This window comes from Enterococcus hailinensis (assembly GCF_045862035.1).
Lineage (GTDB): Bacteria > Bacillota > Bacilli > Lactobacillales > Enterococcaceae > Enterococcus_A > Enterococcus_A hailinensis.
In genome coordinates this window covers 80,972-97,290 of record NZ_BAAFRV010000009.1, presented here as the reverse complement: position 1 = coordinate 97,290, position 16,319 = coordinate 80,972, and the positions used below count along the sequence as shown (strand labels likewise).

Sequence of the window (16,319 nt, the reverse complement as noted above, 5' to 3'; positions counted from 1 at the left end):
CGTTCAAGCAATCGCATCAAAACGAAACCATATTCCCAGAAAATCATTGAACTATCGTACCCCTCTGGAAAGCTTTTTGAGTTACATGGATGTCGAGATTGTGTCTAGGTTAATTTGACAAATGAAACATTGTTTATTTGTGGATCCTAGTAAACAGGGTTCAGGGATTGGGTCGCTTCTTTTAGAGGAAGCCAAAAAAAGACTAAACCATCAAATGACCTTAAAATGCTTATCCAAAAACCAGTCAGGGCTGGCTTTTTATTTAAAGAGAGGATGGAAGGTTCTTGATGAGGTCATTTTTGAGAATAAAAACGATAATTATCTAAATTTGATTTATAAAATCACTCAGTGATGAAATTGCTAGTTCAAATATTTTAAAAAAATTCCGAGGCAAGGTATAGTTATAGTATTAAATTGAAGAGATGAATATCATGCATAATTTTTTTAAACATAAAAAAACTGGGAAAGTCATTACAAAAGACGAGTATATGAATCAGCGCCTAGAAAATATTGAAACGAATACCTTGGATATGGCAAAAACAGGAATGGATCTAAATGCTGATGTTTTTGGTAAACAAGAAGATTATGAACCCTATGATATAGAAAATGAAAAAAATAGAGATTAAAACCACTCAATCGAGTGGTTTTTTGTTAGGTGCTAAGTTGAAGTGTACAACGTCCGAGGGGGGTATAAATGACCTTTTTACGCAAGAGATACTAACGAGCGGGAACATAAAAGATATTTTTATGGGTTTTGAAAAGAATGTTTCTAATCGTTACCAAATTAACCATAAGTTATTAAAGTTATATTTCTATATAAAACAGAATTTTAATTGTACATAAAAAAAACCAATCATGTAATTCGTATATCTGCATAAAAAAAGTATTAATAGTAGTTAGAGCAGATGATAAAATTTTAAAAAATAATATTATGATAAAAAATAGCTTTTACGAAATATGTATATATGATTGAGTATATACAAATATATTTTTTAATTAAACATAACTACAAAAATAACATTTCTAGTATCTAAAAACGCAGAAAATTCTAATACAAAACCTGAAGCAAAACAATTAAGTAGAGTAGAAAAATATAATAGTAATAGTTTACCTAAAACAGGTATGGAAAATAACGTAGTTACTTCAATCATAGGGCTTGTTATGACATTATTTGTTTCACTAGGTTTGATTAAATCTACTCGGACAAAAACAAGAAAACATTAATATATACATGATACTAAAGAATCAGATCAATTAAGTAAAAAAAGACCTCTAGTTTATCTAGAGGTCTTTAAGTAGTTATTCAGTCCTATTTGCAATTGCGGGGATAAACTTCAAACAATATAAAGCACATAGTCCAACAACAATATATATAATTTTAGCTAAGATAGCTGTACTTCCGCCTGAGATAGCAGCAACAAGATCATATTCAAAAAGACCGATCAATAACCAATTGATTCCACCGATAATTAACAACACAAGTGCAATAATATCAAGATATTTCATGTGGTTCATCCTCCTTTCTGATTCTTCTAACCCTATCATAATTGGTTGATGAGACCTATTAATACGCTTACGATGTTATTCACGTGTCGTTTATAGTAGTTTTATAAAATATTCAAAAAGAGTAAAAAAAAAAGACCGTTCACACATAACGGTCTGCAAGTGAAAAAACAAATTCTATAAAGGATGGGTTTGTACCCAAGGAATACTATAATCATAAAAGAGGGCACATGCAAACTTTATGCTTAGAGCAAAAGAAAAGCCGTCGCAGGGCAACGACGGCCAGAGTCCTGGGAAGGAACTCGGATAAACAAATGAACTATAATTACCATAACGGATTGGTAAAATAGATACAAGAATAATGCTCATAAACCAAATATATAAATGTGTATTTTGAGCATTTATATTTTTATTCAATAAATGTTTAATTATAAAGCAATGCTTTTCGTGATAGTTATCGTTTCACAGTTTACTGAATATCTTCTATAATTTAAATGAAGGAGGCGGTTACAATGATGGGGAAATATAAGAATATTTTAGTTGCCGTAGATGGTTCAAGTCATTCGGAACGAGCATTTAATGAAGCAATTGAAGTCGCAAAATACTCTGGGGCTAAGTTGAACATTTTGGCAGTCATCAATGATAAAGAACTTTCAACCAGTGCATTTTCATTTAGTAAAATTTACTCAGAAGAAAAAGAACAAGTTGAAAAAGAGTTACTAAAAAAGATCCATGATGCGTCCTTGAAAGATCTTGAAAAGATTGAACCATTTATTGAACTAGGAGATCCACGTAGCAAAATTGTCGAGTTTGCAAAAGATCAAGAGATCGAAATGATTTTTCTAGGTGCTACGGGAAAAGGCGAGATCCAGTTAACTCAGATCGGTTCAACAGCAGCATACGTAGTAAATGAGGCTCCATGCAGTGTAACTGTCATTCGGTGATAAATAATTACCAACTCCAATAAGCAGATAATCACATAATACAAAAATTTATTTTAAGGAGATTGATAAAATGATTAGTAGATACAAACATATAATGGTAGCAGTGGATGGCTCTAGTCAATCAGAAGATGCTTTTTTTGAAGCTATCGGAGCAGCACGAAGGAACGAAGCAATATTGTATTTAGTCCATGTCATTGATGATTCTAGTTTATTAGTGAGAAGTGCTCAACCAATGGAAGACATTTTAGCTGAAGAATCTCAAGAAGCTAAAGAATATCTTGAAGGATTAAAAGCCCGTGGTCGCTATAACGACATGGAAATCATTCAGTATATCGGAAATCCTAAGAAGGCATTAACAGAGGAATTACCTAAACAATATGATATCGATTTGATTTATGTAGGCGCAACTGGTAAAGGTCGCTTTCAACGTCTATTAGTTGGTTCTACTTCGGGATATATTGTCAATCATGCTCCATGTAATGTCATGGTGGTCAGATAAAAAAAGGAGCTAGACGAAATTAATCGTCAGCTCTTTTTGTTAGATCTTCTTTTAAAAGGGTGTAGTGGTTCATATCACGTAAATTTTCTCGTAATCGCATATCTGATCGCTCAACACTTGTTAAGAAATAACCACTGCATTGGGCAACTCGATTACTTGCTGTATTTTCCAAATCAACAATAATTTTCAATTTATTCAAAGCTAATTCATTGAATGCAATCGTACTGATCGCACGAACACTTTTTGAAACAATTCCTCGGCCAGAAAAAGAAGAATGGATCCAATAACCAATTTCACCTTTACCAGCTTTTGTATCAATATTATGAATGTCGATACAACCACAGAGCTGCTGATTGAATGCCATAAAAAGCAAGAAATCTGTTCCTTCAGCATAACCAATTAATTTAGTTTTGATAAATTCACGTTCATCTAGCCATGTTTTTGTGTGATCTAGATCCAAAAACTGTGAAATACGTTGTCGGTCAGAGTCTATTAATGAAAATAATTCTTCAGCTGCAGATAGTTGAGGGAAAACTAGTGAGATATCTGCATCAACCATATGAGTAAAAGTAACGTTCATCGTTCACTCCTCCTTATTTGAAAAAGCATATCAATGGATCGAAAATTAGTCAAAAAAAAGACACCTACCGTTTAATTACAGTAGGTGCTTTCAACGCAAATACGCGTCTTCCATTGAGTATTCACTCCTAGATATTTTTTTGCAATTCTTGCACCGCTTGTTCAATCGTTACACCAGTTGCTACGTTATTTGTATTCTTTTTATCGAAAACGATGAAAAGGTTCAAATCAGTATCTAAAGTAACGCGGTATTGCAAATCTGTGTTATAGAATGTCATAATCATTCTCCTCTCTTTTTGCTACGAAAGGCAACTATCACGTTGATAACGAAATTCCATTTATAAATATAACACTAAACAAGGATTAATGCTAATAAAAAGTTTGCAATCGTTATAAAATATTAATAATAAATCTAGTTATTAAAATGGTTAAAATAGTTTAAAATTATAGTTTTATTTGAGCTTTATTCTCTTCGTTTTATTAACTTATCCGTATAATTAAGGATAGTTATAATAGACGAGGTGAAGGTTTGAAAAGAGTAGCAATTGGAATACCATTAATAGTTATAGCCGTTATTGGTGGTGGATTCTATTTTTCTAATAAGGAATCCCCAGTTTTAAAATCATTTGGAGCAAAACAAGGAACACAACAAGAAAAAAATAGTGTTATTTTAGATGTTCCTTTAGAAAATCAATTTGATGACGATGCATTAGAAAACGGCTGCGAAGTGACGGCACTTTCAATGTTGTTACAATTTTACGGTTATGACACTAATAAAAATGAATTAGTCAATAAACTCGCTTATCAACCCCTATACACCGAATCAGGAAATCATGGGAATCCTCATCTGGGGTTTGTAGGAGATATAACTGGTGGTGACGAAGCCATGGGGGTAGCAGTGGAACCTATCGCTGATTTGGCAAAAGAGTATGTTGCAGAAGAATACGATGTTATCACTAAAGAAAAAGCTCCATTTAACGATATCATAGATATAGTTGCTCAAGGTATTCCTGTTTGGATCGTTGCAACGGTTGAATTTCAGGTACCGACAAATAATGATTTTATGCTATGGAATACAGACCAAGGAGAGATGTACGTCACGCCTTTAATCCATGCTGCAGTAATAACAGGATTTGATCGTGAAAAAGAAATTGTCTATGTGAATGATCCAAATGGATATAAAAATAGAGCAATTGCTTGGTCAGATTTAAAAGAGATCTATGAGCAAATGGATCAACAATCACTTTATTTAGAAAAACAAGAATAAGTCTAAACCACTTCTTTATAGTAGTGGTTTTTTGTTTGATAATCATCTGACCTTATTTATACATCAAAGTGTAAAATAGCGAATATGGAAATAGTGAAACAATGCAACTGTAGTAGAAAAAAATTGATGGACTATCGGTTTACTTAATACTACAGTGCTAGTCTATTTGATCGACAAACTAAATAGCAAAATTGTGTTTTTATTCACAAAATAATTGAAAAAATTTATTTTGTATGATATCATCAAAAAAAGAAGAGGTGATGGAGATGAAAAATGTTGTTGCAAACCCTGTTGAATTGAGAGACGCTGTTCGCTGTGAAAAGAAAAATATTTCCCTTACAGGTGGATTTGCTAAGATGATGCAAGTAGTATCTAAAGGGCAAAAAGTTGATAATAATAACTTGTTAGAGAAAATTGATATGCCGACATTTATGAAATTGGCCTTAGATCCAAAAACAATTAACACGCTTATGACCACTTATCAAGTAGCAATGAAAGAAGATGCCCAAGGGATAGAATTAGAATATATGAAAGTTTAATTTTTTTAGAAACATTTGTGAAAAAAGTATCAAATTTTGCATCTGCTATTTTTAGACTGCTAATTAAAGCACATAGAAAAAACTATTTTATTCTTTCTTGGAAGCACCTTAAGGCAAGGTGCTTTTTATAGACTCTAAAACAGTACAAATTAGGTACTGTTTTAGAGTCTAAGAATTAATAGAATCCTGTTGAGATATTTTAAGCAGTACATAAGTAAGATAAAAAAATTCCTATATCCGTAAAATTTTTTTAGATTAGGAAACTTCAGAGTTCTTACGTTTTGTATGTATTCCTTTAAAAATAAGTTCATCATTCATACGTTCAAATTGAAAATAAATATCTTTCTGTCGACCAGTCATATGCGCAGGAATGACGAAATAATCACGGTTCTCATCATCCATTTTTGTTGTTATTTGATTAAGTAATAAAGCTACTGGATAAGAATCAATTACTAATGAGTCATAAGTACGGTAAAAAAATTCTACTGAATCTGAACTAATCATTGTCATAAAATCACCTCAAAACTATTATACGAACATTTGTTCGAAAAGTAAAGTTTGTAAGTATGATTTTCGAAAGAGCTCGCTAGATATATTCTTACCTGAAAATCAAATAGACAGCTATCCAGAAAAGTAAGCAAAAAACAATCATGAGTCGATAGATAATATGTTTTGGTTGTTGATAAAGCCATTCGTAAAATTTTCGCATAAAATAATCCTTCTTAATTAGATAAATAACTTCCGTTAATAATTTCTTTTATTTGGAATGGTAGCTTATTAAGAAGAGCTTGTAAATAGTTGGGAAATGTCAGGATTTAAAAATAAACTAAAGTTAAAGTCTATAGGATAAAATCACATAAAATAGTAGAAATTATCACTAAACGATTCATAATTTTAGTACGATATGAAAATCATCTTGATAGTTAGTAAAAAGACCACTACTTCCAAATGGGAAGAGCGGTCTTTTTTAGGAATTCATTAGATAAAATGAAAGTGTGGACGGCTGGAATCGAACCAGCACCTCTATCTTAAATGCGGACTACTTCATTGAACGAGTAAAACACCAAGTTCATCCACGCCTATAGTATAAGGGAGTTAGACGTAAAAAGGGTTGCCCGATACTAGTAATTAAGCAAAAATTATAAGTTGTATTTTTTGTCAAATTGTTCAGAAAAGTCTCTGGCAATCATCCAGCCATAGCTTTCAGTAATCGCAGCAGCCGTGGAACCATTGATGATATTTCCTGCTAAAGGTAGTTTTCCAACAAGAAAACGAGCTGTCATTTGGCCCGCTTTTTGAGCTAAAAACTGAGTAGCGAGTGCTTTGGCGGCGCCCTCTTCTAGTTTGATATCGAATACTTTTCCTAAAGCAATCACCATCGCTGTCTGAATCGGCAATAACACAGTTGCATCGGGGAAGGGAAGTTGAGCCATTCCGACGCCGACACCTCCAGCTGCTGTAGAAGCACTATGAATGATGAGATGGGCTTTTTTTCGTTGTGATTTATTCATCTCTGATTCTCCTTGTTAGTTAATGATAAAAGTTTAGCACCTTATGATCGAAAGAACAATTTTCTACGCTTGCTTTTAAGTAGAATTAACTTGTCAAATTAAAAAAATAAAGAGAATTGATTATTTTTGTTATTCTAAAAGAGGTTAAAATGATAAACTAGGGGCTGTAAAGGGGGCAATGAAGATGGTTGATGAATATAAAAATATTTTAGTGGCTGTGGATGGGTCTGCGCAATCTAAAAAAGCATTTGATGAAGCAATCAATATAGCTAAACGAAATAAAGGGACATTAGTTTTAGCTACAGTAATCGATACGACGAGTTTTAGTGGAACAACTGGCGGAAATTCGATTCCTTTGATGCAAGAAGTCCACGAAAAGGCCCAAAGTATTATTAATGAATTAGAACATCATCGTGTTGCAGAAGAGCATGAAGTTCATCTACAATCGCACATTATTGCAGGTAATCCAAAACGAGAACTCGTTGAACTAGCTGAAAAGTTAGATACAGATTTAATTGTAATGGGGGCAACTGGATTAGGTGCATTGTCCTTATTATTAGTTGGTTCGACTACTGCTTATGTAGTCAATCAAGCGCCTTGTAATGTCATGGTTGTTAAATAAATAAGTAAAAAGACGTTTGAGCAATTGCTCAAACGTCTTTTTGATTTAATGTCATTATTAGTCCATCCCCTGTATCGTAAACATACATGACGGATGGAAACTCGATATCTTTATAGGCTTCAACATAAGGTGCCGTGATACTATCAGAAAAATATGGTTCCGCTTGAGAATAAACAACACTCAAAGTTCCAGCGATTTTATTTTTGAAAAAATGAAAACGTTGCGGTGAATTTAAGGGTAATCCCTTTAATGGACGCATGAAAATCATATGCCAAATTTCTTGCTGCATATGTTCAGGTACACGATCAAATGGAATCTCACTAAGACGCGATTTTGTTGGTTCAAACATGAAAAGACCTCCTATTGCATCTATAATAGCAGTTTTTTTTAAGAATAAAAGATTTATCTATCAGTTTGGTCACAATCGACCCTTTATAAAGGCTTTTTATGACTAAAAATGATATTGTAAAAGTAAGAAAATTTAAATGAAGAAGGCGCTTAGGATGCAGTTTGGTATTTTCTTTAATCCCAATGCAGGGGATGGAAATGCAGAAGAATTGGCAAAAAAAATGCAAGAAAAATTTGAAAAAAAAGGGTATCAGTCAGATTTTCTGACTGCTCCTGATCCCGAGAAAGCCATAAAAAAAGTGAAAGAAGCTGTCGAAGAATACGATGGCATTGTGTCCATCGGGGGCGATGGGTCATTGAATATTGTTGGAACAGCATTTGTTCAAGCAGGTAAAGCAATTCCATTAGGGATTATTCCAGGAGGAACGATCAATAATTTTGCTAAACGTTGGCATATTCCAATGGATGAAGAAGAGGCAATGGATGTGATTATTGAAGGTCATCAACGTAATGTAGGGATTGCTTCTTGCCAAAACAATCAAAAGGCAATCATTAGCTCCTTTACATTTGGGACTTTTGCAGACATCTCAAATGAAGTTCGCCAAAGTGAAAAGCAAAAACTAGGTTTGATCGTCTATCCATTAAAGGCATTTAAACAATTAGGCAAAAATCGTTCTTATTCAGTTGAAGTGACTGCTAATGAATATCATGAAAAATTAAAAGTATGGTTTTCTTTAGCTACTACGACGCATTCAATTGGTGGTCGTACCTATATTGATACAGATTACGATAAATTACATGTAAGTATTTTGCACAATATGCGTGTTAGAAAATTATTTCAATTGATTCGCTTGATTTTTACTGGTCGTGTGAAGAATTCTGATTCTTTAACCTATTTAGAAACAGATAAACTTGAGTTGAAACCTCTGACAGATAAAAAAATCTATTCTCGGATTGATGGAGACAAAGGTCCGGCGTTACCTCTAACAGTTGAATTTTTGGTAGATTTTGTGCCGCTATATGTGCCTAAAAAGTAACAGTATGAATGAACGGAGGCCAAGGAAATGGATAAGAGAATGGAACTGTTATTAGCAAGAGCTGACACTTATACATTAGTTACCATTGATAGCCGCGGATTCCCTCACACGATTGCTGTCTCGCCGCCACTTGAAAGAAATGGTTTTTATTATTTTAAATTCTATATTAATGGAGATGGAAAAACAGCAGAAAATATTCGGACAAATCGTTCAGGCAGTCTTTTTTGTTTTGATAAAGAAGTACACGAAAGTATTGCATTAAAAGGGTATTTCTTTATCGAAGAGCTAGTAGAATATAAATTATTAGCTGCAAAATTAAATGAATTTCAAAAGCAATTAAATTATGAACATCCGGTTATTGCAGTCTTTGAAACTCTGAGTCTTAAACACTATGAAAATATGCACGCCGAGATTTTAGATGTTCCAGAAAATTAAAAGGTAGTCTCTCTTATATTAGAGAGACTATTTTTTTTATTTAAGTAAATTTGCTAGAGATTATTTAAATGAAACTGTATAATAGAAAAAATATTTAAGAAGGAGCGAGGATAGTGGAGAAAACGGATTTAAAGAAATTGATTGATACTGCAGCAGGTAGAAAGCCAGCAGATTTGGTATTGAAAAATGCACAGGTGATCGATGTGTATCAAGCGGAGATCATCAAAGGAGACATAGCCATTGTAAATGGTAAAATCGCTGGTATAGGAGACGAGTACCAGGGGAAAGAATCAATCGATTTAAAAGGAAAATTCGTGGCTCCGGGATTTATTGATCCTCATATACATGTAGAATCTTCTTACGTCACTCCGGAAGAATTTGGGCGATTATTGATGCCCCACGGAACAACGACGGTATTGGCTGACCCGCATGAGATCGTTAATGTATTAGGTCTGAAAGGTTTAGATTATATGATCGAAGCAGCGAAAGAAACACCGATGGATATTCGCTATATGATGCCTTCTTGTGTACCGGCAACAGACATGGAAAATGCCGGTGCAGTAGTAGAAGCTGCCGATATGGTTTCAGCATTTGAAAAAAATCAAGTCGATGGCTTGGCTGAATTTATGAATTATCCAGGAGTCATTCAAGCACAGGATGCTATTTTAGATAAGTTATTAGCAGCGAAAGACCGCGGATTACGGATCGATGGTCACTCGCCAATGGTTTTTGAAAAAGAATTGAATGCATACGTAGCTGCAGGTGTGGCTAACGATCATGAATGTTCGACCGTCCAAGAATTAAAAGATCGGATTGCTCGCGGAATGTATGTTTTTTTAAGAGAAGGATCGGTTACTCAAAATTTACGTGAACTGTTAAAAGGCGTGACGGAAAATAATTACCAACGGTGTGTTTTATCTGCCGATGACTTACAGGCCAAATCGATTTTAGAAATCGGACATTTAGATAATAGTATCCGAATTTGTGTTGAAGAAGGTCTTTCACCTATTCGGGCGATTCAAATGGCCACAATCAATGCAGCCCAATGTTGTCAGTTAAATGATCGCGGAGCGATTGCGCCTGGATTGCGTGCGGACTTGGTCATTTTTTCTGATCTTGATAATATCGAAATTGAAGAAACCTATATTTCAGGCAAACAAGTGGCTAAAGCAGGAAAATCACTTGTACCAGTTCATCGTGTTTCTACTGCGAATGTTCAATCAAGTGTGCATATCGATAAGTTTATCCCTGCTCAGTTAGCATTAGAACTGACAAGCGACAAGGCGCGTGCAATCGAGGTTATTCCACAAGAAGCATTGACTAATGAAGCCATTGTTTCGGTTCAACGAGATGAAAAAAATCAATTTGTATTTGATCCTAAACAAGACCTAACAAAAATCGCAGTGATCGAACGCCACCATAATACAGGCAATGTGTTTATCGGTTTATTGAAAGACTATGGATTAAAAGATGGAGCAATCGGGTTGTCAATCGCTCATGACTCACATAATTTAATCGTGACGGGAACGAATGATACTGATATAACCGCAGCAGTCAAGGCGTTAAAAGAGCAAGACGGCGGTGTCGTGATCATTCAGTCAGGGAAAGTTGTCGGACGAATGGCATTACCAATTGCCGGACTGATGAGTGACCTTACTGGAGAAGAAGTTGCTGAACAAGAAGCTGAAATCAATCGTCTAGCACACCAAGTCTTAGGTGTATCAGAAAAAGTAGATCCTATTATGACACTAGGTTTCATGTCGTTAGCTGTTATTCCCAATTTGAAAATTACAGATATCGGTTTAGTCGATGTTACAAAATTTGAAATCGTTCCAGTAGCAGTGGAAGAATAAGCAAAAAACCTTCAGCCAAAAATTTGGCTGAAGGTTTTTTTATATGGGTAAAAAGAGAAGTTCTTTTTGAAATGATAACACGGATTATTGATACCAATAAATATTCTTATTTAAAGTAAAGTTTGATACAATTAAAGAAAACGATTTATTAAATGGAGTTAAAGACAAAAAAAGAGCGCCGAAACAGCGCCACTAAAAAGTTGATTACGGACTAAGCCTTATTTTAACTCGCTATATTGATTTGAATACTTCCAATAACATAATTATATCAAGAATGATAAAAAAATCAAATACTTTAATACATAAGTTGATGGGAGGATAAAAATGGGAAAAGATTATACGGTCGGATTAGACATTGGGGTAGCTTCTGTAGGCTATGCAGTACAGTATGAAAACCATGAATTAGTAAAAAGAAATATGAAAATTAAAGGTAATAGTTCTAAAAAAAGAATCAAAAAAAATTTTTGGGGTGTACGTTTATTCGATGCTGGCGAAACAGCTGCAGCTACAAGAATGAAAAGAACGGGAAGAAGAAGATATACCAGGCGTAATAATCGTTTGAGATTTTTACAAGATATTTTCAGTCAAGAAATAGCAGATCTTGATGAAAACTTTTTTTATCGTTTAGAAGATAGTTTCTTTGTTCCAGAAGACAAAAGAAATGAGCGTCATCCGATTTTTGCAACACTGGAAGAAGAAGTATCCTATCACAATGACTTTCCAACTATTTATCATTTGAGAAAACACTTAGCTGATTCGACAGCGCAAAGTGATTTACGGTTAGTTTATTTGGCGTTAGCTCATATTATTAAGTACCGAGGGAATTTTTTAATCGAAGGAAAAATCAGTACGGAAAATATATTCGTAAGCGAAAATTTCAAAAAATTCTTGCAAGCATATAATCAAACTTTTTCGCTTCAAGAGGATGGTAGTTTGATTAATCCGGTTGTTGAGAGTACAGAAATTGGAAAATTGTTACAAGAGCGAGTTTCTCGCAGTAAAAAAGCTGAGAAAACATTAAAATTATTCCCAACTGAAAAATCGACAGGGAATTTTATGCAATTCTTGAAGTTAATTGTTGGTAATCAAGGAAACTTTAAAAAATGCTTTAGCTTAAGTGAAGATTATAAACTTCAGTTTTCTAAAGAAGATTATGATGAACAACTAGAGACGTTGTTGGCAACTATTGGGGATGAGTATGCGGAAGTCTTTACAGCTGCAAAGAATGTTTATGATGCAGTTGAGTTATCAGGGATTTTAACGGTGAAAGACTTATCAACGAAGGCAAAATTATCTGCTAGCATGGTAAAACGATACGATGAACATAAAGAAGATCTTGAAAAATTTAAAGAGTTTATCAAAGCAAAGATGCCAAAGAAATATTATGAAGTATTTCGTGATAAAGAAAAAGACGGTTATGCAGGGTACATTGAAAATGGCGTAACACAAGAAGAGTTTTATAAATACTTAAAGAAATTATTGAATAAGGTTGAAGGTGCAGAATATTTCTTAGATAAAATTGACAAAGAAGAGTTTTTAAGGAAGCAAAGAACGTTTGATAATGGTGTTATTCCTCATCAAATTCATTTAGAAGAGCTAAAAGCTATTATTGGCAAGCAGTCAAAATACTATCCTTTTCTAGCTGAAAATAAAGAAAAAATTGAACAGATTTTAACTTTTAGGATTCCTTATTATGTTGGGCCATTAGCTCAAGACAATAGTCGGTTTGCTTGGCTAACTAGAACAAGTAAAGGAACGATCAAGCCATGGGATTTTAAGGAAAAAATCGATGAAGGTAAGACAGCGAATGATTTTATTGAGAGAATGACTAACTGTGACCAATATCTACCTGAGGAAAAGGTATTACCTAAACACAGTATGCTTTATGAAAAATATGCTGTTTTCAATGAATTAACGAAGGTTTCTTATGTTGATGATCGTGGGATTACACAAAATTTTTCAAGCGTAGAAAAACGAGAGATTTTTGAGGAACTATTTAAAAAGAACCGCAAAGTTAAACTGAAAGACTTAGAAAATTTCCTAGAAAATCAGTATATGATTGAAGTTGCAAAAATTAATGGGATTGAAAAATCATTTAATGCAAGCTTTGGAACATACCATGATTTATTGAAAATAGGAATTAAAAAAGAAATGTTAGATAATCCTGAAAATGAGCAAATGTTTGAAGAAATTATCAAAATTTTAACAGTTTTTGAAGATCGCAAAATGATTCAAGAACAATTAAATATCTATGCTGAATATTTTGAACCAAGTATTTTTAAGGACTTAGTCCGACGCCATTATACAGGTTGGGGACGACTATCAGCAAAATTGATCAATGGAATCAAAGATAAGCAATCAAAGAAAACAATTTTAGATTATTTAATGCGCGATGACGGGATGCCTAAAAACAAGAATCGCAATTTTATGCAACTGATCAACGATGATTCGTTATCCTTTAAAGAAATTATTGCAGAAAAACAGCGAATCACTGAAACAGAGGATCTGCATGAACTTGTCAAAAATTTAGCGGGAAGCCCTGCGATCAAGAAGAGTATTTTACAAAGTTTAAAAATAGTGGATGAAATCGTGAATATCATGGGGTATCCGCCAAAAAACATTGTGGTAGAGATGGCTCGTGAAAACCAAAAGACAGACCAAACAAAGAAACGAAAAAGAAAATTAGAAGAAGCGATAAAAGAATTAGGTAGTAATATTTTAAAGGAATATCCAATAGATAATGCTGATTTAAAACGAAATCAATTGTATCTTTATTATCTTCAAAATGGAAAAGATATGTATACGGGACTAGATTTGGACATTAGTCAGTTGTCTAAGTACGATATGGATCATATCATCCCCAAAAGCTTTATTAAGGATGATTCCATTGATAATCTAGTTTTAGTGAGTTCGAAAGACAATCGTAAAAAATTGGACAATGTTCCTGATATTGATACCGTCAAAAAAATGAAACCTTATTGGGAACGCTTGAAAAAAGCTGATTTGATCAGTCAAAGAAAGTTTGATAATTTAACAAAGGCCGAACGTGGTGGACTCAGTGATGAAGATAAAGCGCATTTTATTAAACGACAATTAGTCGAAACACGACAAATCACAAAAAATGTTGCACAAATTCTGCATCAAAGATTTAATCGAGGAGATAAAGAACAGGCTGAAAATACGACGCGGATTATTACATTAAAAGCCAGTCTAACAAGTCAATTTCGTCAAATTTATGGTCTTTATAAAGTGAGAGAGATCAATGATTACCATCACGGACATGATGCTTATTTAAATGGCGTCGTGGCAACTGCTTTATTAAGGGTTTATCCTAAATTAGAACCAGAACTCGTTTATGGTGATTATCAGCAATTTAATTCTTTTAAGGAAAATAAAGCTACTGCTAAAAAAGAATTTTATAGTAATTTAATGCTTTTCTTTAAGAATAATAAATCAAAAGTTGATGAAAATGGAGAGATTCTTTGGGGTCAAAAGCATATTTCTACTGTAAAAAAAGTAATGAATTATCGCCAGATGAATATCGTAAAGAAGACAGAGATCCAAACTGGACGATTTACAAAAGAGTCTGTAAAACCCAAAGGTGATTCTGATAAACTAATTGAAAGAAAGACGGGCTGGGACCCAAAAAAATATGGTGGGTTTATTGAACCAACCATAGCGTATTCGGTAGTTATCTCATATGAAAAAGGAAAGAAGAAAAAAATTACTAAAGCTATCGTTGGAATAACAATTATGGAGCAAAAGGAATTTGAAAAGAGCCCGATTCTATTTTTAGAAAATAAGGGCTACACCAATCCTAATATTAAAATGAAACTACCTAAGTATACGCTTTATGAACTAGAAAATGGTCGCCGAAGAATGCTTTCCAGTGCATCAGAAGCACAAAAAGGGAATCAAATGGTTCTACCTAAACATTTAGTGGATCTTTTGTACCATGCGAAACACTGTGAGGAACTTGATGAGAAGAGCTATGAATATTTGAATAAACATAGAGCAGATTTTGATGAATTATTTGAAATAGTCAAAGCATTTTCAACCAGGTATATCATCGCAGAAAAAAATTTAAAAAACATAGAGCAGCTATTTGAAGAAAATTACGAGATGGATACAAAAACTTTAGCCAAATCATTTTTAAATTTAATGCAATTTACAGCAATCGGAGCACCAACTGATTTCAATTTCTTTGAGAAAACTATTTCACGCAAAAGGTACACTAGCCTCAAAGAATTGCTAAGCGCTACAATAATTAGTCAATCTATCACCGGTCTTTATGAAACTCATACGAAATTAGGTGATTAGATGGGATGGCGGACAATTGTGGTAAATAACCACTCAAAACTAGCGTATAAAAATAATCATCTAGTTTATAAAAATTCTACCCAAAATGAGATGATCCATTTATCTGAAATTGATGTTCTTTTGCTGGAAACTACAGATATATTGATCACTACAATGTTAATCAAACGTTTGGTAGACGAAAATATTTTAATTCTTTTTTGTGATGACAAAAGATTACCGATTGGAAAATTACTGCCATTTTATGGTCGCCATGATAGCAGTCTACAGTTAGGTCGACAGATAAACTGGACACTGGAACGTAAAGGGATTGTTTGGACGGAGATTATTTCACAGAAAATTTTAAATCAATACCAGCATTTACAAGACTTACATTACCAAGAAAAATCAGAGGCAATATTGGTATTACACTCTGGGTTAGAGATCTTTGATCCTTCAAATAGAGAAGGACATGCGGCAAGAATTTATTTTAATACTCTTTTTGGAAATGACTTTTCCCGTAACCAAGAAACTACGATCAATGCAGGATTGGACTACGGATATACACTATTGATGAGTATCTTTGCAAGAGAAATTGTAAGGTGTGGTTGTATGACTCAGTTTGGCCTAAAGCATGCAAATCAATTCAATGATTTCAATTTAGCTAGTGATTTAATGGAGCCATTTAGACCGATTGTAGATAGGATAGTTTATGAAAATCAAACAGCTGAGTTTCGAGTAATGAAGCGAGCTTTGTTTGATTTGTTTACAAATAAGTATCACTACAATAACAAAGAAATGTTTCTAACTAATATTGCTAGTGATTATACTAAAAAAGTCATCCGAGCTTTGAATGAAGAAACAGAAAGGATTCCGGTTTTTTAGG

The 16,319-nt window shown here is 33.6% G+C and carries 19 protein-coding genes; 13 read left to right on the top strand and 6 right to left on the bottom strand.

Annotation, left to right across the window (positions count from 1 at the left end; genetic code table 11):
* Positions 1 to 121 precede the first annotated feature (121 nt).
* The 3 genes from ACKTSC_RS08440 (at position 122) to ACKTSC_RS08430 (ending at position 1,224) form a co-directional block, all read left to right on the top strand.
* On the top strand, positions 122 to 352 hold the full coding sequence (locus ACKTSC_RS08440) for a GNAT family N-acetyltransferase (RefSeq protein ID WP_407857357.1): 231 nt from the start codon (positions 122 to 124) through the stop codon (positions 350 to 352).
* 79 nt (positions 353 to 431) lie between these two features.
* Complete coding sequence (locus ACKTSC_RS08435) at positions 432 to 626, top strand: hypothetical protein (RefSeq protein ID WP_407856445.1); 195 nt, start codon at positions 432 to 434, stop codon at positions 624 to 626.
* A 376-nt stretch (positions 627 to 1,002) separates the two neighbouring features.
* Positions 1,003 to 1,224, top strand: coding sequence for an LPXTG cell wall anchor domain-containing protein (locus ACKTSC_RS08430; protein WP_407857360.1), 222 nt, complete (start codon positions 1,003 to 1,005; stop codon positions 1,222 to 1,224).
* A gap of 75 nt (positions 1,225 to 1,299) precedes the next feature.
* On the opposite strand, the gene ACKTSC_RS08425 is transcribed toward ACKTSC_RS08430, so the two are convergent.
* Entirely contained in the window at positions 1,300 to 1,506 is a 207-nt protein-coding gene (locus ACKTSC_RS08425) for a DUF378 domain-containing protein (RefSeq protein WP_407856243.1), read from the bottom strand.
* A 509-nt stretch (positions 1,507 to 2,015) separates the two neighbouring features.
* On the opposite strand from ACKTSC_RS08425, the gene ACKTSC_RS08420 reads away from it, so the two are divergent.
* Together ACKTSC_RS08420 and ACKTSC_RS08415 are read left to right on the top strand one after the other, a co-directional pair.
* Complete coding sequence (locus ACKTSC_RS08420) at positions 2,016 to 2,447, top strand: universal stress protein (protein ID WP_407856242.1); 432 nt, start codon at positions 2,016 to 2,018, stop codon at positions 2,445 to 2,447.
* Between the two features lie 70 nt (positions 2,448 to 2,517).
* Complete coding sequence (locus ACKTSC_RS08415) at positions 2,518 to 2,946, top strand: universal stress protein (RefSeq protein ID WP_407857356.1); 429 nt, start codon at positions 2,518 to 2,520, stop codon at positions 2,944 to 2,946.
* A 19-nt stretch (positions 2,947 to 2,965) separates the two neighbouring features.
* Here ACKTSC_RS08415 and ACKTSC_RS08410 read toward each other — a convergent pair whose 3' ends face one another.
* The gene (locus tag ACKTSC_RS08410) at positions 2,966 to 3,526 is read right to left on the bottom strand and encodes a GNAT family N-acetyltransferase (RefSeq protein WP_407857355.1); all 561 of its coding nucleotides are present in this window, start codon (positions 3,524 to 3,526) and stop codon (positions 2,966 to 2,968) included.
* Positions 3,527 to 3,653: 127 nt separating this feature from the next.
* Positions 3,654 to 3,803, bottom strand: coding sequence for a hypothetical protein (locus ACKTSC_RS08405; protein ID WP_169818204.1), 150 nt, complete (start codon positions 3,801 to 3,803; stop codon positions 3,654 to 3,656).
* A gap of 251 nt (positions 3,804 to 4,054) precedes the next feature.
* Here ACKTSC_RS08405 and ACKTSC_RS08400 point away from each other — a divergent pair, with 251 nt between their 5' ends.
* Together ACKTSC_RS08400 and ACKTSC_RS08395 are read left to right on the top strand one after the other, a co-directional pair.
* Positions 4,055 to 4,792 (top strand): C39 family peptidase, encoded by a 738-nt coding sequence (locus tag ACKTSC_RS08400; RefSeq protein WP_407857354.1) that lies wholly within the window; start codon positions 4,055 to 4,057, stop codon positions 4,790 to 4,792.
* A 266-nt stretch (positions 4,793 to 5,058) separates the two neighbouring features.
* Positions 5,059 to 5,331, top strand: coding sequence for a hypothetical protein (locus ACKTSC_RS08395; RefSeq protein ID WP_407857353.1), 273 nt, complete (start codon positions 5,059 to 5,061; stop codon positions 5,329 to 5,331).
* Between the two features lie 255 nt (positions 5,332 to 5,586).
* Here ACKTSC_RS08395 and ACKTSC_RS08390 read toward each other — a convergent pair whose 3' ends face one another.
* Positions 5,587 to 5,841, bottom strand: coding sequence for a DUF5960 family protein (locus ACKTSC_RS08390; RefSeq protein WP_407857352.1), 255 nt, complete (start codon positions 5,839 to 5,841; stop codon positions 5,587 to 5,589).
* A 629-nt stretch (positions 5,842 to 6,470) separates the two neighbouring features.
* Positions 6,471 to 6,842: a hypothetical protein gene (locus ACKTSC_RS08385; protein WP_407856232.1), complete on the bottom strand. Its 372-nt coding sequence runs from the start codon at positions 6,840 to 6,842 to the stop codon at positions 6,471 to 6,473.
* Between the two features lie 184 nt (positions 6,843 to 7,026).
* Between ACKTSC_RS08385 and ACKTSC_RS08380 the strand changes: the two genes are divergently transcribed.
* A complete protein-coding gene (locus tag ACKTSC_RS08380; protein WP_407856231.1) occupies positions 7,027 to 7,464 on the top strand; it encodes a universal stress protein in 438 nt (145 codons plus the stop codon).
* A gap of 28 nt (positions 7,465 to 7,492) precedes the next feature.
* Here ACKTSC_RS08380 and ACKTSC_RS08375 read toward each other — a convergent pair whose 3' ends face one another.
* A complete protein-coding gene (locus ACKTSC_RS08375; RefSeq protein WP_407857351.1) occupies positions 7,493 to 7,813 on the bottom strand; it encodes a DUF960 family protein in 321 nt (106 codons plus the stop codon).
* 154 nt (positions 7,814 to 7,967) lie between these two features.
* On the opposite strand from ACKTSC_RS08375, the gene ACKTSC_RS08370 reads away from it, so the two are divergent.
* From ACKTSC_RS08370 to cas1, 5 genes are all read left to right on the top strand, one after another.
* Positions 7,968 to 8,849 carry a diacylglycerol/lipid kinase family protein gene (locus tag ACKTSC_RS08370; RefSeq protein ID WP_407856229.1) on the top strand — a complete coding sequence of 294 codons (882 nt, stop codon included), beginning with the start codon at positions 7,968 to 7,970 and terminating at the stop codon, positions 8,847 to 8,849.
* A 27-nt stretch (positions 8,850 to 8,876) separates the two neighbouring features.
* The gene (locus ACKTSC_RS08365) at positions 8,877 to 9,284 is read left to right on the top strand and encodes a pyridoxamine 5'-phosphate oxidase family protein (RefSeq protein ID WP_407857350.1); all 408 of its coding nucleotides are present in this window, start codon (positions 8,877 to 8,879) and stop codon (positions 9,282 to 9,284) included.
* Positions 9,285 to 9,397: 113 nt separating this feature from the next.
* Entirely contained in the window at positions 9,398 to 11,137 is a 1,740-nt protein-coding gene (gene ade / locus ACKTSC_RS08360) for an adenine deaminase (protein WP_407856227.1), read from the top strand.
* Between the two features lie 324 nt (positions 11,138 to 11,461).
* Complete coding sequence (cas9, locus tag ACKTSC_RS08355) at positions 11,462 to 15,457, top strand: type II CRISPR RNA-guided endonuclease Cas9 (RefSeq protein WP_407857349.1); 3,996 nt, start codon at positions 11,462 to 11,464, stop codon at positions 15,455 to 15,457.
* The gene (cas1, locus tag ACKTSC_RS08350) at positions 15,458 to 16,318 is read left to right on the top strand and encodes a type II CRISPR-associated endonuclease Cas1 (protein WP_407857348.1); all 861 of its coding nucleotides are present in this window, start codon (positions 15,458 to 15,460) and stop codon (positions 16,316 to 16,318) included. It begins immediately after the preceding gene.
* The last annotated feature ends 1 nt before the right edge of the window (position 16,319 follow it).

Excerpts from the sequence above, each read along its gene's own strand:
- ACKTSC_RS08435 (WP_407856445.1), top strand. The coding sequence starts at position 432 with ATGCATAATTTTTTTAAACATAAAAAAACTGGGAAAGTCATTACAAAA.
- ACKTSC_RS08395 (WP_407857353.1), top strand. The coding sequence starts at position 5,059 with ATGAAAAATGTTGTTGCAAACCCTGTTGAATTGAGAGACGCTGTTCGC.
- ACKTSC_RS08425 (WP_407856243.1), bottom strand. The coding sequence starts at position 1,506 with ATGAAATATCTTGATATTATTGCACTTGTGTTGTTAATTATCGGTGGA.
- ACKTSC_RS08390 (WP_407857352.1), bottom strand. The coding sequence starts at position 5,841 with ATGACAATGATTAGTTCAGATTCAGTAGAATTTTTTTACCGTACTTAT.
- ACKTSC_RS08420 (WP_407856242.1), top strand. The coding sequence starts at position 2,016 with ATGATGGGGAAATATAAGAATATTTTAGTTGCCGTAGATGGTTCAAGT.
- ACKTSC_RS08415 (WP_407857356.1), top strand. The coding sequence starts at position 2,518 with ATGATTAGTAGATACAAACATATAATGGTAGCAGTGGATGGCTCTAGT.
- ACKTSC_RS08380 (WP_407856231.1), top strand. The coding sequence starts at position 7,027 with ATGGTTGATGAATATAAAAATATTTTAGTGGCTGTGGATGGGTCTGCG.
- ACKTSC_RS08365 (WP_407857350.1), top strand. The coding sequence starts at position 8,877 with ATGGATAAGAGAATGGAACTGTTATTAGCAAGAGCTGACACTTATACA.
- ACKTSC_RS08440 (WP_407857357.1), top strand. The coding sequence starts at position 122 with ATGAAACATTGTTTATTTGTGGATCCTAGTAAACAGGGTTCAGGGATT.
- ACKTSC_RS08370 (WP_407856229.1), top strand. The coding sequence starts at position 7,968 with ATGCAGTTTGGTATTTTCTTTAATCCCAATGCAGGGGATGGAAATGCA.
- cas9 (WP_407857349.1), top strand. The coding sequence starts at position 11,462 with ATGGGAAAAGATTATACGGTCGGATTAGACATTGGGGTAGCTTCTGTA.
- ACKTSC_RS08405 (WP_169818204.1), bottom strand. The coding sequence starts at position 3,803 with ATGACATTCTATAACACAGATTTGCAATACCGCGTTACTTTAGATACT.
- ACKTSC_RS08410 (WP_407857355.1), bottom strand. The coding sequence starts at position 3,526 with ATGAACGTTACTTTTACTCATATGGTTGATGCAGATATCTCACTAGTT.
- ACKTSC_RS08375 (WP_407857351.1), bottom strand. The coding sequence starts at position 7,813 with ATGTTTGAACCAACAAAATCGCGTCTTAGTGAGATTCCATTTGATCGT.
- cas1 (WP_407857348.1), top strand. The coding sequence starts at position 15,458 with ATGGGATGGCGGACAATTGTGGTAAATAACCACTCAAAACTAGCGTAT.
- ACKTSC_RS08385 (WP_407856232.1), bottom strand. The coding sequence starts at position 6,842 with ATGAATAAATCACAACGAAAAAAAGCCCATCTCATCATTCATAGTGCT.